The organism is Bradyrhizobium sp. CCGUVB23 (assembly GCF_024199885.1).
GTDB lineage: Bacteria > Pseudomonadota > Alphaproteobacteria > Rhizobiales > Xanthobacteraceae > Bradyrhizobium.
The window spans coordinates 371,328-387,112 of sequence record NZ_JANADQ010000001.1 but is presented as its reverse complement, the minus strand read 5'-3'; the positions used below and the strand labels follow the sequence as shown (position 1 = coordinate 387,112).

The 15,785-nt window shown below is 63.9% G+C and carries 13 protein-coding genes; 6 read left to right on the top strand and 7 right to left on the bottom strand.

What is annotated here, in order from left to right:
* Positions 1-25: 25 nt before the first annotated feature.
* The 5 genes from NLN62_RS01670 to NLN62_RS01650 form a co-directional block, all read right to left on the bottom strand.
* Positions 26-1,651 carry an ABC transporter ATP-binding protein gene (locus NLN62_RS01670; protein ID WP_254107111.1) on the bottom strand — a complete coding sequence of 542 codons (1,626 nt, stop codon included), beginning with the start codon at positions 1,649-1,651 and terminating at the stop codon, positions 26-28.
* Positions 1,648-2,478, bottom strand: a complete 831-nt coding sequence (locus NLN62_RS01665; RefSeq protein WP_027526813.1) for an ABC transporter permease — start codon at positions 2,476-2,478, stop codon at positions 1,648-1,650. The genes NLN62_RS01670 and NLN62_RS01665 overlap by 4 nt, the downstream gene beginning before the upstream one ends.
* Position 2,479: 1 nt before the next feature.
* On the bottom strand, positions 2,480-3,457 hold the full coding sequence (locus tag NLN62_RS01660) for an ABC transporter permease (RefSeq protein WP_254107110.1): 978 nt from the start codon (positions 3,455-3,457) through the stop codon (positions 2,480-2,482).
* A gap of 24 nt (positions 3,458-3,481) precedes the next feature.
* Complete coding sequence (locus NLN62_RS01655; RefSeq protein ID WP_027526811.1) at positions 3,482-5,098, bottom strand: ABC transporter substrate-binding protein; 1,617 nt, start codon at positions 5,096-5,098, stop codon at positions 3,482-3,484.
* Between the two features lie 150 nt (positions 5,099-5,248).
* Positions 5,249-6,442, bottom strand: coding sequence for a urate hydroxylase PuuD (locus NLN62_RS01650; RefSeq protein ID WP_027526810.1), 1,194 nt, complete (start codon positions 6,440-6,442; stop codon positions 5,249-5,251).
* 215 nt (positions 6,443-6,657) lie between these two features.
* Here NLN62_RS01650 and NLN62_RS01645 point away from each other — a divergent pair, with 215 nt between their 5' ends.
* Entirely contained in the window at positions 6,658-7,971 is a 1,314-nt protein-coding gene (locus NLN62_RS01645) for a sorbosone dehydrogenase family protein (RefSeq protein WP_027526809.1), read from the top strand.
* Positions 7,972-8,218: 247 nt separating this feature from the next.
* Here NLN62_RS01645 and NLN62_RS01640 read toward each other — a convergent pair whose 3' ends face one another.
* Positions 8,219-9,019: an SDR family NAD(P)-dependent oxidoreductase gene (locus tag NLN62_RS01640; RefSeq protein ID WP_027526073.1), complete on the bottom strand. Its 801-nt coding sequence runs from the start codon at positions 9,017-9,019 to the stop codon at positions 8,219-8,221.
* Between the two features lie 253 nt (positions 9,020-9,272).
* On the opposite strand from NLN62_RS01640, the gene NLN62_RS01635 reads away from it, so the two are divergent.
* From NLN62_RS01635 to cyoD, 4 genes are read left to right on the top strand one after another with little or no spacing between them, the layout of a single operon-like run.
* Positions 9,273-10,106, top strand: coding sequence for a ubiquinol oxidase subunit II (locus tag NLN62_RS01635; protein WP_027526072.1), 834 nt, complete (start codon positions 9,273-9,275; stop codon positions 10,104-10,106).
* On the top strand, positions 10,096-12,096 hold the full coding sequence (gene cyoB / locus NLN62_RS01630) for a cytochrome o ubiquinol oxidase subunit I (protein ID WP_027526071.1): 2,001 nt from the start codon (positions 10,096-10,098) through the stop codon (positions 12,094-12,096). Before NLN62_RS01635 ends, cyoB begins: the two co-directional genes overlap by 11 nt.
* The gene (locus NLN62_RS01625) at positions 12,096-12,737 is read left to right on the top strand and encodes a cytochrome (ubi)quinol oxidase subunit III (protein ID WP_027526070.1); all 642 of its coding nucleotides are present in this window, start codon (positions 12,096-12,098) and stop codon (positions 12,735-12,737) included. Before cyoB ends, NLN62_RS01625 begins: the two co-directional genes overlap by 1 nt.
* On the top strand, positions 12,734-13,123 hold the full coding sequence (gene cyoD / locus NLN62_RS01620; RefSeq protein WP_027526069.1) for a cytochrome o ubiquinol oxidase subunit IV: 390 nt from the start codon (positions 12,734-12,736) through the stop codon (positions 13,121-13,123). The genes NLN62_RS01625 and cyoD overlap by 4 nt, the downstream gene beginning before the upstream one ends.
* Before the next feature lie 73 nt (positions 13,124-13,196).
* Here cyoD and NLN62_RS01615 read toward each other — a convergent pair whose 3' ends face one another.
* Positions 13,197-13,985, bottom strand: a complete 789-nt coding sequence (locus NLN62_RS01615) for a thermonuclease family protein (protein ID WP_027526068.1) — start codon at positions 13,983-13,985, stop codon at positions 13,197-13,199.
* Positions 13,986-14,182: 197 nt separating this feature from the next.
* Between NLN62_RS01615 and NLN62_RS01610 the strand changes: the two genes are divergently transcribed.
* Positions 14,183-15,781, top strand: coding sequence for a GMC family oxidoreductase (locus tag NLN62_RS01610; protein ID WP_027526067.1), 1,599 nt, complete (start codon positions 14,183-14,185; stop codon positions 15,779-15,781).
* Positions 15,782-15,785: the final 4 nt, after the last annotated feature.

Genomic DNA, 15,785 nt, shown 5'->3' with positions numbered 1-15,785 from the left:
GGCCAAATGGCGCAAGTCCGCTCCGTTACACGGCCGCCTGATGCTCCCGTGCGAACGCGCCGCCCGGGACCGAGGCGAGCAGCACCTGGGTGTAGGTATGTTGCGGCCGACCGAACACGTCAGCCACCAGCCCGTGCTCGACGATCTCGCCGTCCTTCATGACCGCGACGAGGTCGCAGACCTGCGCCGCAACGCGCAGGTCGTGGGTGATGAAGACGATCGAGAGCCCGAGCCGTTCGCGCAATTCGCCGAGCAGTTTCAGGACCTGTGCCTGCACCGACACGTCGAGCGCGGATACCGGCTCGTCCGCGATCAGGACGTCCGGCTTGAGTGCAAGCGCGCGTGCGAGCCCGATGCGCTGGCGCTGGCCGCCGGAGAATTCGTGCGGGAAGCGGTCGCCGGCAGATGGGTCGAGCCCGACCAGCGCGAACAGCTCCCTGGCTTCAGTCATGGCGATCGCGCGCGGCGTGCCGTGGACGATCGGACCCTGTGCGACCAGCTCCGCAGCCTTGCGCCGTGGATTGAGCGAGGCGAAGGGGTCCTGGAACACCATCTGGATGTGACGGGTTTCGCGGCGGATCTCGTCGCGCGGCAGCTTCGCCCAATCCTTGCCGTCGAGCAGGATCGCGCCGTGGTCGGGATCGATCAGACGCACGATGCAGCGCGCCAGCGTCGACTTGCCCGAGCCGGACTCGCCGACGATGCCGAGCGTCGCGCCCTTGGGCAGCGTCAACGACGCGTCCTTCACCGCCGCGGTAACACGCGCACCGCGGCCGAGAAAGCCGCCGGTGCGATAGGTCTTGGCAACGTTGGTGATGGTGAGGATGCTGTCCGATGACAGCGGCCGCGGCGGCGGCGCCGTCAGCGGCGGGACGGCGGCGATGAGCTGCTTCGTGTAGGCGTGGGCCGGGCGGTTCAGCACGTCATCGGCCGTGCCTTGTTCCACGATCTTGCCGTGCTGCATCACCACGACCCGGTCGGCGATCTCGGCGACGACACCGAAATCGTGAGTGATGAACAGCACCGCCGTCTTCTTGCGCTGCTGGAGATCGCGGATCAGCTTCAGGATCTGCGCCTGCGTGGTGACGTCGAGCGCGGTGGTCGGCTCGTCCGCGATCAGCAGCTTTGGGTCGAGCGCCAGCGCCATCGCGATCATCGCACGCTGGCGCTGGCCGCCGGAAAGTTCGTGCGGATAGGCCTTGGCCGCAGCCCTCGGATTGGGGATGCGGACGTCTTCGAGCAGCGACAGCACCCGCGCGCCGATCTGCGCCTTGGAGAGATCGGTGTGGATCCGGAACATCTCTGCGATCTGGTCGCCGACGGTGCGCAGTGGATTGAGCGCGGTCATCGGCTCCTGGAAGATCATGGCAATACCGGCGCCGCGCACCTCGCGCATCGCGGCCGGCTCGGTCGTGCAGAGATCGCGGCCGTCGAACATCATTCGGCCGGCCTCGATTCCGACCTCGCCCGGCAACAGCCGCATGATGGCGTTGGCCATCATCGACTTGCCGGAACCGGATTCGCCGACGACGCAGAGGATCTCGTTCGAGGCGATCGACAGCGACACGTCGTTCAGCGCATGCGAGCGATCGGCGCCCCTCGGCAGGAGGACGCTGAGGCCTTCCAGCGAGAGGACCGGTGCGTCGCTCATCGGCTCTTCAGCCTCGGATTGAGCGCATCGTTCAGGCCCTGGCCGACCAGCGAGACCGCGAGCACGGTGACGAGGATGGCGATGCCGGGAATAGCCGAGACGTACCACTGCACGCGCAGAACGTCGCGCCCGAGACCGATCAGGTTGCCCCATGATGCGACGTTGGGATCAGAGAGCCGCAGGAAAGCGAGCGCGCTCTCGAGCAGGATCGAGAGTGCCATCACCACGCTGGCATAGACGATCACCGGCGGCAGCGCGTTGGGCAGGATCTCGCCGAGGATGAGCTGGAGGTCCCTCATGCCGAGCGTGCGCCCCGCCTGCACGAATTCGCGGTTGCGCAGCGACAGGAACTCGGCGCGGGTCAGCCGTGCCGGCGCCGGCCAGGACACGATGCCGATCGCGATCGTCACCGTCGTCAGCGTGGAACCGAACACGGCGACCAGCACCAGCAGCAGCACGAAATTCGGCAGTGTCTGGAAGGCTTCCGTGATCCGCATCAGGATATTGTCGACCCAGCCGCCATAGTAGCCGGCAAATGCCCCGATCAGCGTGCCGATGGCAACGGCGATCACGGTGGCGACGCCCCCGATCAGCAGCGAGATCCGCGCGCCGTAGAAGATCTGCGCCGCGATATCGCGTCCCGAATTGTCGGTGCCGAGCGGGAAGCGTGGATTGGTGAACGGCCACACCAAGGGACGACCGGCGAGCGCCAGCGGATCGCGCGGATAGAGCACGCCGGCCGAGATCGCCATCGCGATCACGGCGAGCAGGAGCACGAGGCCGATCACGGCCGCCGGGCTGCGGAAATAGCGCTTTGCGGCGTCCATCTCAGCTCTCCGCCGAGATGCGCGGGTCGAGCCGCGCGTAGAGGAGGTCAACGACGAAGTTGACGACGATGACCAAGAGCGCCGAGACGAAGACGATGCCGAGCAGCGTGTTGAGATCGCGCTGGATCACGGATTCATAGGCGAGCCGCCCAAGGCCCGGCAGCGAGAACACGCTCTCCACCACCACCGAGCCGCCGAGCATGGTGCCCGCCTGCAGGCCGATCAGCGTCACCATCGGCAGCAGCGCGTTGCGCAGCACGTGTTGCGTGACGACGCGGGTCTCGTCGAGGCCCTTGGCGCGCGCGGTGCGGACATAGTCGAGGTTCAAGACCTCGAGCATCGAAGCGCGCATGATGCGCAGGTAGATCGCAAGGAAGATCAGCCCGAGCGTCAGCGTCGGTAGGATGAGGTGGCGCGCGATGTCGATGATGCGGAAGATGCCGGTCCGCACCTCGCCGATGTCCTCGAAGCCACCGGCGGGAAGCCATTGCAGATAGATCGAGAACGCGACGATGGCCATCAGGCCGAACCAGAATGAGGGCGTGGCGTAAAAGATCAGGCCGAGCGTCGAGATCAGCGTATCGGGCCATTTGTTGACGGCGCGCGAGGCGATCACGCCGAACACCAGGCCAAAGAAGAACGCGAAGGACAGCGAGGCCGTCATCAAGAGGATGGTCGGCGGCAGCCGTTCCATGATCACGGTCGCGACCGGCTTGCCGTAGATCGATGAGAAGCCGAGATCGAGGCGCACCAGGTGCCAGAGATAGTTGGCGAGCTGTGCCGGGACCGAGAGGTCGAGGCCGTAGAACTTACGCAGCTCGTGCGCGGTCGCGGCATCGCCGCCACCCATCTGCGCCATCAGCGCGTCGACGGTGTCTCCCGGCGCGAGTTGCAGCAGCAGGAAGACGCCGATCAGGATCAGGAACAGGGTCGGGATCGAGGCGGCGAGCCGCCGCCCCGCAAGGCCTATGATGCGCATAGCATCATCTTGACGAAAAACGGATCACGCGGAAAGCCAAAGATCGTGCCAGCTCGACGAGCCCCAGCGCGGTGTGTTGGAGTGGTTGCGCACCTTGGCCGTGATCACGGTGACGAAGATCTGCTCGATCGGCATCCAGACCGGCAGCTCCGTGTTCACCTCCTTGACGAACTCGGCATAGAGCGCCTTGCGCTTGGCGGGATCAAGTTCGGTCAGGGCATTGTCGATAGTCTGGTCGACCTGTTTGTCCTCCCAGCCCCACTGGTTGGTCCACGGCGCGCCACTAGGCTGGCCGGAGCGGTACCACACCGTGGTCGAGACGGCGGGGTCGTTACGATATTGATGCCAGCCGGTGGCAAGATCGAAGGCGTGCTCGTCGTAGACCTGCTTGAGGAAGCCGCCACCGTCATTGCGCACGATGTCGACGGTGATGCCGACATCCTTCAGCGACTGCTGGATGAAGGTCGACCACAGCGAGATGTCCTCGCCCCAGGGCGCAGGCAGGAGCTTCAGCGAGAAGCGTGCGCCGCCGGCGCCCGCCTTGTAGCCGGCCTCATCAAGAAGCGCGGCCGCCTTGGCCTTGTCGAACGGATATTGCGGCGTGCCCGTGCCGGGATAGAAGTCGGTCGAGGTCGACGGAATCGGACCGGTACCGAGCTTGGCGAAATCGCCCAGGAAGTTGTCGATGAAGAAGGGTACGTCGATCGCATGTGCAATCGCGCGGCGCACGCGGATATCGGACAATTCCTTGCGACGGAAGTTGAACTCGATGGTGTTGGTACGCGCGTTGCCTTCGTTGCCCTTGGTGGTGACGATGAAGCGCTTGTCCTTCCCCAATCGCGCCATGTCGGAGATCGTCAGGCTCGAGAACGGGCAATATTGCAGTTCGCCGGCTTCGAGCTGGGCTGCGGCAGCTGAACGATCGGTGATCACCTTCCAGACGATGCGGTCGAGATAGGGCGCATTGGGCCGCCAGTAGTCGGGGTTGCGGTCGGCGATGATGTATTGGCCGCGCTCATATTTCACGAACTTGAACGGGCCGGTGCCGACCGGCGCGAGATTGACTGGGTTCTGCCTGATGTCGCCGTTCTCATAGAGATGCTTCGCGGAGATATAGCCGAGATCGGGCAGCGCCCGGAGCAACAGGTTCAGCGGCATCGGCCGCTCGTAGCGGAATACGGCCGTCTGCGGATCCGGCGTATCGACGGCGGTGAGGAAGAGCTGCAGCGTCGAGCCGTAGTTCAAAATCTTCTTCCACATGTTCATCGCGGTGAACGCGACGTCTTCGGACGTGAAAGGCTTGCCATCGTGCCAGGTGATGCCCTTGCGCAGCTTGAACGTGATGGTTTTGCCATCGGGCGAGGACTCCCAGCTCTCGGCGAGCACGCCGACCGGCTTGCCGTCGGCGTCGAGATCGACGAGGCTCTCCTGGATCTTGCCGCTGATGATGTAGACGCCGGTGGAAGCCTGGATGCTCGGATTGAGCTGGCGCTGCTCGGCGCCGTAGTGGACGTTGAACACGCCGCCCTTCTTCGGGGTCTCCTGCGCAAACGCCCGCATCGGGTTGATGACGTTGGCGGCGATTGCCGCCGAGGTCAGGAGCGCCGTGCGGCGGTTGATTTCGAGGCGGGACAAATCCATACGACGTCTCCAAAAACGACTTGAGGGCCGGAGCTGGCGGCCGCACGGTCCCTATCTACGCCGGAGCGGCGTTCAAGTCATTTTGAAATGGTCTGCGATTGCGGAATATCCTTCCGCAAAAGGTTGCATGGATACGTTGGCGCAAACGCGTCAGCGATCGGTTTGCATGATATAGGCGGCCAGCACCGCACGCTCCTCGCCGGTCATCTCGGTGATGTTGCCCGGCGGCATCGCGCTGGACCATGCAGCGACGCGTCCGATCAACCTGATGTTGCGCTGGATGTGCTGGGGTGCATCGAGCAGGATGCCCTTTGGCGCGGTGACGATGCCGGACCACACGGGTTCTGCGGCATGGCACATGCTGCAGCGGGACATCACGATCTCCTCGACATTGGCGAGCGTCGGCTGCGCGGCAAGCGCGCCTGTCTTCACCTCGCGCGGGCCGGCGGCGGAGAGAAAGCCGATCGCGATCACGCCGACCGCTGCGACGCCCCACACCCACCAAGGCGATTTGCGTCCCGCATGGCGCTCGTTGAAGAAGTGCCGGATCACCGGCCCCAGCGCCAGCACGATCGCGACGATGATCCAGTTGAAGCGCGTTGCGTAGAGCAGGGGATAGTGGTTGCTGATCATCAGCACGACGACGGGGAGCGTCAGATAGTTGTTGTGGACCGAGCGCTCCTTGCTGGTCTTGCCGAGTCTGGGATCGGGCGATTGTCCCGCGATCAGAGCGGCGACGATTTTCTTCTGATTGGGGATGATCACCGCGAAAACGTTGGCCACCATAATTGTGCCGATGATCGCGCCGATCTGGTTGAACGCGCCGCGGCCGCTCAGCACATGCGTGAAGGCATAGGTCAGCGCGACCAGGAACAGATAGCCGCCGATCGCAAAGCCGAGCTCGCGCTGGGCAAGGCCCGTGCGGCAGGCGATCTCGTAGAGCAGCCATGCCAGTGCAAGGCTGCAGAAGCTGAACAGGCCTGCCTGGATTGGCGTTAGGTCGAGGATCGACTTGTCGACCAGGAAGAGATCGGCGTCGAGATAATAGACCACCACCATCAGCGCGAAGCCGGAGAGCCAGGTGGTGTAGGCTTCCCATTTGAACCAGGTCAGCTCCTCCGGCATCTGGCTTGGGGCCACCAGATATTTCATGATCCGGTAGAAGCCTCCGCCATGCACCTGCCAGGCTTCGCCCTGCACGCCGTCAGGCAGGTCGCGCTTCGGCTTCAGGCTGAGGTCGAGATGGATGAAGTAGAAGGAGCTGCCGATCCATGCGATCGCTGCCACCACATGCAGCCAGCGCAGGAGCAGGCTCGCCCATTCCGAGATGATGGATCCCCACATGCTTACCCCATACGTCGCGACGTCGATGCCGCAGCTTTGATGACCGCAACCGGCGGCCGCGCCCTTACAATGTGTCGCACCGATCGATGGGATTTTCCAGCAGGACGGTATTACGCATTGCACATCCTGCGGGCATGAGCTGATGTGCGATTCGGCACTCGAAGGCTGCGGAGGAACTCGTGACGAAGCATCTTGGACGGCCGGCCAAGCCCGCATTGACGTCCGCATTGTTCGTGGCTGTCATCGGCACGGTTGCGTCGGCTGAGCCCGTGCTGAAAGGCAAGGAGGCTTTCGGCAGTTGGCGATCCGACAAGCCGGGCACCGTCAGGCTGATCCGGCCGCAGGATCTTCCGGCACCGGGCGCATCGCGATCGGCCGCCAATGCTTCGTCCGTGGTAGCGCGGCCCGCCGAAGCGACGCCCCTCGTGCCAGAGGGGTTCAAGATCGAGCTGCTTGCCGAAGGGCTTTCAGGTCCGCGCATCCTGCGGGTCGCGCCGAACGGCGACATCTTCCTTGCAGAGACGAGGGCAGGGCGCATCCGCGTGCTGCGCGCGGAAGGCGCGAAGATCGTGGCGAATGAGATCTTTGCCAGCGGGCTGAACCGCCCGTTCGGCATCGCCTTCTTTCCGAACGGCGACAATCCGCAATGGGTCTATGTCGCCAACACCGACGGTGTCGTCCGTTTCGCCTATCGTAGCGGCGACCTCAAGTCATCCGGCAAGCCGGAGACGGTCGTCGCGAACCTCGCGCATGGCACCGGCCATTCCACCCGCGACATCGTCTTCACGCCTGATAACAAGCGCATGTTCGTCTCGGTCGGCTCGGCCGGCAATGCCGGCGAAGGCATGGGCAATCCGCCTGGCGGGCTCGAGGCGTGGTCACGTGCGCAGCCGCTCGGTGCGCCCTGGGGCTATGAGGCGGATCGCGCAGCGGTGCTGGCCTTCGATGCGGACGGCAAGAACAGAAAGTTCTACGCCACCGGCATACGTAACTGCGTCGGCCTAGCCATCGAGCCGCAGAGCGGCCTGCCCTGGTGCTCGACCAACGAACGGGACGGCCTGGGCGACGATCTCGTGCCGGATTACGTGACGAGCGTGCGGGAGGGCGCGTTCTATGGCTGGCCGTGGTTCTATATCGGCGCCAACCAAGACCCGCGCCATGCCGGCGCGCGGCCCGACCTGAAGGACAAGGTCACGATTCCCGACGTGCTGCTCCAGCCGCATTCCGCGTCGCTCGGCATGACGTTCTATCAGGGCAGCAATTTCCCGGCCGACTATCAGGGCGACGCCTTCGCCGCCGAGCACGGCTCATGGAACAGGTCCAAGCGCACCGGCTACAAGGTCATCCGGATCAAGATGAAGGACGGCAAGCCGACAGGCGAGTACGAGGATTTCGTCACCGGCTTCGTCGTCAACGACAGCGACGTGTGGGGCCGTCCGGTGGGTGTCGCGGTGGCCAAAGACGGTGCGCTGCTCATCTCGGAAGACGGCAACGGCACGATCTGGCGCGTGACGCGCGCGCCGCAATGACGCTGGACCCTCCCCGAAGGGGAGAGCTTGAAGCACACACGCCAAGTGCGCTATGCGCGTTGCTGCGCCCTCTCCCCTTGTGGGAGAGGGCAATTCGACTGGTAGACGCGATCGCAATGGGGTGAGGGTTCTGTCTCCGCGAGCGATTCATTTTTGCAGTTCAGCCAGCGGATAGACACCCCTCATCCGGCGCTTCGCGCCACCTTCTCCCACAAGGGGAGAAGGGAAGGCATCACGCTCGCTTCGTCTATCCTCTTATCACACTCGCCCCACCATCCACCGGGAGCGTCACGCCGGTGATGAAGTTCGCTTCGTCCGAGGCCAAAAACAGCGCGGCGTTCGCGACGTCCCAGGCGGTGCCCATCTTCCGGCGCAGCGGCACCTTGCTGTCGCGCTCGGCTTCGACTTCGGCGCGGGTCTTGTGCCATTCGCGGGCGCGGGTGTCGACGGCCATCGGGGTGTTCATCAGGCCCGGCAGGATGACATTGGCGCGGATGCCGTATTCGGCGTTCTGATAGGCGAGCTGTTCGGTGAAGGCGATCATCGCCGACTTCGTCGCCTTGTAGGCGACGTAAGGATAGGTCGTGATCGCGGCCATCGAGGAGATGTTGATGATTGCGCCGCTTCTTTGCGTCCGCATGATCGGGATCACCTCCTTCGCCGCCAGGATGCAGCTCTTCAGGTTGATGGCGACCACGCGGTCGAATGCCTCTTCGGTCAGCTTCAGGAGCTCGGCGTCGCCGCCGCCCAGACTGACGCCGACATTGTTATGCAGGATATCGATGCGTCCCCAGCGCGCTATCGCGTCGGTCACCATCGCCTTGATGTCGGTAGTCCTGGTCACGTCGGCCTTGAAGGCCGCGGCCGTGCCTTGGCTCGCCGCGATCATCGCGACGGTCTCCTGTGCCGATTCGAGATTGTGATCGACGCAGACGACCTTCGCCCCCTCGCGTGCGAAGGTCAGCGCGGTGGCGCGGCCATTGCCCATGCCCTCGCCGGGGCTTTGCCCGGCCCCCACCACGATGGCGACCTTGTCGTTCAAGCGCATACGTTTTCTCCCTGCTTTTTCATCACGATAGCAATCGTTTCAAAGGTAGAGAAGATTGCATCCGTGCCGAGCGCCCGCGCGCGACGCGCGACGTCCCGTCAAACCTGCATGGCTCAGTTGTACGAGCCAAAGCGCGTGCGGGCGCAATCACTTGCAATTGCGCGGGAACCCGGTCACGCGAACGACGTTTGTTGCCGATATCATTCCGCGCTAGGCTCTCCTCCGGGGCTTCCCAATCGCCAGTGGCTTGCCGATGAATCTGCTCGATCCACAAGGGCCTGTTGCTGTCGCCAACAGTACGATTCTCGTCGATTCCGTTTTCATCATGCTGACGATCGTGGTGCCGACGATCGTCGCCATCCTCGGCTTCGCCTGGTGGTTTCGGGCCTCTAATCCGCGGGCGCAGTATCAACCCGACTTCGTCTATTCCGGCCGCGTCGAGATGGTGGTGTGGGCGATCCCGGCGCTCACCATCATCCTGCTCGGCGGCGTCGCCTGGATCGGCTCGCACCAGCTCGATCCGCGAGCGCCGGTGCCGGGGACCGGCAGCCCGGTGCGCATCCAGGCGGTGTCGCTCGACTGGAAATGGCTCTTCATCTATCCCGACCAGCGTATCGCGACCGTCAATTCGCTGACGGTGCCGGCGGGCGCCGAGCTGAATTTCCAGCTGACGTCGTCGAGCGTGATGAACGTGTTCTTCATCCCGCAACTCGGCAGCATGATCTACACCATGAACGGCATGGTGACGCGGCTCAATCTGCGCGCCGACAATGAGGGCAAGCTCCAGGGCCTGTCGGCACATTTTTCCGGCGACGGCTTTCCCGAGATGATGTTCGACGTCAACGTGATCTCGCCGCTCGCCTTCCCGGATTGGGTGGCGACCACGGCGAAGTCCGACCAGGTGCTCAACGAGGACAGCTACAAGAAGCTGATGCAGCAATCCGTCGAGCGGGGCAGGCCGATCTATCGCCTCGCGGATCCCCGCCTGTTCGACATGATCGCCACCCAGCACATTCCGCCGGGGCCGGGCCCGCAACTGACCTCGGATGCCGGGCGGGAGCACAGTGGAGAGCACGATGCTCGGTAAGCTTGATTGGTCGGCGATCCCGTTCGACCAGCCGATCCCGCTGGTCGCAGGCGGCGTGGTGCTGGTCGGCATCCTCGCGGTGCTGGGCTGGGTCGTGGTGAAAGGGCATCTGCCCTATCTCTGGCACGAATGGATCACCAGCGTCGATCACAAGCGAATCGGCGTCATGTACATCCTGCTCGCTTCCGTCATGCTGCTGCGCGGGGGCAGCGACGCCATCATGATGCGGATCCAGCAGGCGGTGTCCTACCAGTCGCAGGGCTATCTGCCGCCGGAGCACTACAACCAGATCTTCTCGGCCCACGGCACCATCATGATCTTCTTCGTGGCGATGCCGTTCGTGATCGGCCTGATGAACCTCGTCGTGCCGCTTCAGCTCGGTGTGCGCGACGTCGCTTTTCCGACGCTGAATTCGGTTGGTTTCTGGCTGACTGCGACCGGCGCACTGCTGGTCAATGTCTCGCTTGTGGTCGGCGAATTCGCGCGCACCGGCTGGCTTGCCTTTCCGCCACTGTCGGGATTGACCTACTCGCCGGGCGTCGGCGTCGACTACTACGCCTGGTCGCTTCAGATCTCCGGCGTCGGCACGCTGGTGGCCGGCATCAACCTCGTGACCACCGTGCTGAAGCTGCGCACCAGGGGCATGAACTATCTGCGCATGCCGATGTTCTGCTGGACGACGCTGGCCTCGAACCTGCTGATCGTCGCAGCCTTCCCGATCCTCACCGCCACGCTCGCGATGCTGCTGCTCGACCGCTATCTCGGCTTCCACTTCTTCACCAACGAAGCCGGCGGCAATGTCATGATGTTCATGAACCTAATCTGGGCCTGGGGACATCCGGAGGTCTACATCCTCGTGCTGCCGGCCTTCGGTATCTACTCGGAGGTGGTATCGACCTTTTCCGGCAAGCCGCTGTTCGGCTACCGCTCGATGGTGCTCGCCACCATGGCGATCTGTGTCATCTCCTTCATGGTCTGGCTGCATCACTTCTTCACGATGGGCGCAGGTCCCGACGTCAACGCCATCTTCGGTATTGCCAGCATGATCATCGCGGTGCCGACGGGGGTGAAGATCTACAACTGGCTGTTCACGATGTATGGCGGCCGCATCCGCTTCGCGACGCCGATGCTGTGGTCGGTCGGCTTCATGGTGACCTTCATCATTGGCGGCCTGACCGGCGTGCTGGTCGCCGTGCCGCCGGCCGACTTCATGCTGCACAACAGCATGTTCCTGGTCGCGCATTTCCACAACGTCATCATTGGCGGCGTGCTGTTCGGCGCCTTCGCGGGCTTCGAATACTGGTTTCCAAAGGCGTTCGGCTTCCGCCTCGACGAGCGCTGGGGCAAGGCGGCCTTCTGGTTCACATTCACCGGCTTCTGGATCACCTTCATGCCGCTCTATATCGTCGGCATGCTCGGCATGACGCGGCGCATGCAGCACTACGACGTGGCGGCCTGGCGTCCCTGGATGTTCGTGGCGGCGATCGGCATGGCGGTGCTGACGATCGGCGTCGTCTGCCAGGTGATGCAGCTCGTCGTCAGCATCCGCAACCGCGAAGCCTTGCGCGACCGTACCGGCGATCCCTGGGACGGCCGGTCGCTGGAATGGGCGACCTCGTCGCCGCCGCCGGTGTTCAACTTCGCCTTCTATCCCGACGTGCGCGGCGAGGACGCCTATTGGGAAATGAAGGCAAAGGCCAAGCAGCAGCAATTCGAGCACGCCGAGCCCGAATATCAGGACATCGAGATGCCCCGGAACTCGCCGACCGGCTTCGTCTGCGCTTTCTTCGCCACCATCATGGGCTTTGCGTTGATATGGCACATCTGGTGGATGGTGATCGTCGGCGTGATTGGCGCGTGGGCGACCTTCGTCGTTTTCGCCTGGCGCGACCATGACGAATACGTCATTCCGGCCGCCGAAGTCGCGCGCATTGACCGTGCCAATCTCGAAGAACGACGCCATCTCGTCAGCCTCGCGGGGACTGTCTGATGGCAATCACCGCAACCGCAGGGCACGCGCACGCCGACCCGCATCACATCGGGCTCGTGGTTGAGCATCTCGGACCGGCGCCGAAGCGTATCGTGACCGCCTACGGCTTCTGGGTCTTCCTGCTCTCCGACATCGTGATGTTCTCCTGCTTCTTTGCAGCCTATGCGGTGCTGGTCGGCCAGACTGCCGACGGCCCGAAGGGCTCAGAGATTTTCGAGCAGCGGAACGTGGCAATCGAGACCGTCTGCCTGCTGCTGTCGAGCTTCACCTGCGGCATGGCGAGCATTGCCGCAGACGTGCGCAACCGGCTCTGGTTCTATCTCGGCATGGCCGTGACCTGTGTGCTCGGCCTTGCATTCCTCAGCATCGAATTCCGTGAATTCGCCGACCTGGTTTCCCGTGGTTATGGCCCGTCGCGCAGCGCGTTCCTGACCGCGTTCTTCTCGCTCGTCGGGTGCCACGGCCTGCACGTCTCGGCCGGCGTGCTGTGGCTCCTCACCATGATGGCCCAGGTCTTCGCCAAGGGCTTTCGTGCCGACATCCTGCGCCGCATGATGTGCTTTGCTCTATTCTGGCACGCGCTCGACATCATCTGGGTCGCGGTGTTTTCCGTCGTCTATCTGCTTGGAGGCGCGCCATGAGCGATCTGTCACAGCATGGTGTCCATGAGCACGACCTCGCTCCCGGCGAGGAAGAGCAACACAGCGTCAGCACCCGGATCATCGGCTATGTCGTCGGCCTGGTCCTTGCGCTCCTGCTTACCGCGACCTCGTTCTTCATCGCCGGCACCAATTTGGTCTGGCAGCCCTCGATCCCCATCGCCATCATCGTGCTCGCAATCGCCCAGATGGGCGTGCATCTCGTATTCTTCCTGCACATCACCACCGGCCCCGACAACACCAACAACGTGCTGGCGCTGGCGTTCGGGCTGCTGATCGTCTTCCTGGTGGTCGGCGGCTCGGTGTGGATCATGTCGCATTTGAACGAGAACATGCCATCGATGGACCAGATCATGCGGATGCAGTGAGGGCCAGCGTGAGGTAGCTGCCTCTTTCCCTCGCCCCGTTCTTACGGGGAGAGGCGAAGCAAGCCCCCTCAGATCATTTCGGCCGGCGGCAGTTGTAGGCCTTGCGGAAGCCTGCGGCCAACGCGTCGTCCTCCGAGCAGAACCAGCGATCCGGCTTTGTCGTCGCCGGATAGCTCGGGCAGCCCCGCAAATGATAGATGCCGATATTGCCGGTGACGCGTGCGCGTACGGCGAGCTTGCCCTTGATGCTGCAATTCGGCGGCATGGTCAGTTCGTCCGGAAACAGCACCGCGCGGATCTCCTTGTCGCGGTCGGCGCGGCAGGCGGCGCCGAGCAGTGCGCCGTCCTTCTTGCCGGTGCGAAATTCCTGCGGTGCAACAAAGCAGCCTTTCCAGATGCCGGCCGAATTCGTCTTGGCCTCCGCGGCGGCCGGCTTGACGTTCGCCTTGACCGGCTCGCGCGCGACGGCAAAGCCGAGGCGGACGAGCTGCTCGTTCAGGCTCGTCTTGTCGCCCTCGGCCGTGCAGATGGCGCGGTGGCGCTTGCCAAAGCTCTTCTCCGGCCCGACATCGTCGCAGCGTACGTTGCGGCCGTTGATCAGCTTTGCGAGCTGATCGCGCGCCTCCAGCCCGCAGGTCCAGGGATCGGCGTGGTCGTCGATGCAGACCTGGTCCAGTTCCGGCGCGTCGACACCGTCTAGCCGGTAGGTCGCGTCCCCGAGCTGGATGGAGTTGCCATCCCGCACCGTTGCACTGGCCGTTAAGGCGAGGCTGGACCCGGTATCGGCGACGCAACCGAGGATCGCGAGAAGCAAAACAAGCGCGGCAGCGCGGGCGGTGGCAAAGGCATTTTGGAAGGACATACGTTCTCGCTATCGATTTGCACTTTCGCGAGGGTTCTCTAGCATCTCGACATTGCAACACCAATGGTCTGCGCCCAGCGAAGCCTGACATTCGTCCCCTGCGGCTTTACTCACCGGCCGCTCTGACCCTATCGTTTGACGCTACACGCAAGGCTCAATCGCCCGGGAAGCGGCGAGGGCGGGAGGATGACTTTGGCATGAACGACCCCGTGGACGTCCTGATCATCGGCGCCGGTGCCTCCGGAGCCGCGGTCGCCTGGTCACTCGCCGAGACCAGGATGCACATTCTTTGCCTCGAGCAGGGCGATTGGATGAAGCCGGCGGATTATCCGAGCACCGGCCGGGACTGGGAAGCAAGGTTCTACGGCGAGTGGTCGACCAGCCCGAACATCCGCGGCCGGCCCGAGGACTATCCGATCAACGACGACAGCTCGCCGATCAAGGTCGTCAATTTCAATGCGGTCGGCGGCTCGACGGTGATGTACACCGCGCACTGGCCGCGGCTGCATCCGTCCGATTTCAGGGTGAAGACGCTGGACGGCGTCGCTGACGACTGGCCGATCGACTACGACACGCTGGTGCCGTTCTTCGAGGAGAACGACCGCATCATGGGCACATCGGGCCTGTCCGGCGATCCGCTCTCGCCGCTGACCCATCCGCCGATGCCGCCGCAGCCGCTCGGGCTCTCCGGTCCCCTCGTCGCCAAGGCCATGAACAAGCTCGGCTGGCACTGGTGGCCGTCGGATACGACGGTTGCGACGATGGATTACGAGGGCAGGGCGCGCTGTATCAATCTCGGCCATTGCACCCCGGCCTGCGCGCAAGGTGCAAAAGCCTCGACCGACATCACCTATTGGCCGCAGGCGATCCGCGCCGGCGTCGAGCTGCGCACCCATTGCCGGGTGCGCGAGATCACGACCGACGAGAACGGCATGGCCTCGGGCGTTGTCTATTACGACAAGGACGGCGTTGAGCAGTTCCAGGGAGCGCATGTCGTCATCATCGCATGCAACGGCGTCGGCACGCCGCGACTTCTGCTGAACTCGGCCTCAGGCCGCTTCCCGAACGGGCTTGCCAATTCATCAGGCCTCGTTGGCAAGAACCTCATGTTCCACCCTTACGCGCAGATCTACGGCTATGTCACGGAGCCGACTGACAGTAATCGCGCGCCGCCGACCTGTCTCTGGAGCAAGGAGTTCTACGACACCGACCTGTCGCGCGGCTTCGTGCGGGGCTACGGCGTCCAGTTCGTGCGCGGCGCAGGACCGGTGTTCGAAGCCGTCGTCAGTGAGCAGAAGGGCATTCTGCCGTGGGGCGCGGATCATCACCGTGTGTTCCGCAAGCTCAACGGCCATCGGCTGGGATTCTCCGCGATCTGCGAGGACCTGCCGGAAGAGCACAATCGGGTCACGCTCGACCCAGTGCTCAAGGACAGCCACGGCATTCCCGCGCCAAAGATCGATTACGCCATCAGCGAGAACAGCCGGAGGATGATGGAGCATGCGCTCGCCCGCGGCCGGGAGTTTCTCGAAACGGCAGGCGCCACCGATATCTGCGTCAACAGTCCGATCCCCTGGGGCGGCTGGCACCTGCTCGGCACGGCGCGGATGGGCGCCGACCCCCAGAGCTCCGTGGTCAACGAATGGGGCCGCTCGCATGACGTCAAGAACCTGTTCATCGTCGACGGCAGCGTCTTCGTCACCTCGGGCGGGGTGAACCCGACCTCGACCATCCAGGCCATCGCGCTCTACGTCGCCGACCAGATGAAGCAGCGCCTCGCCAATCTCTTCGATTAGAGGA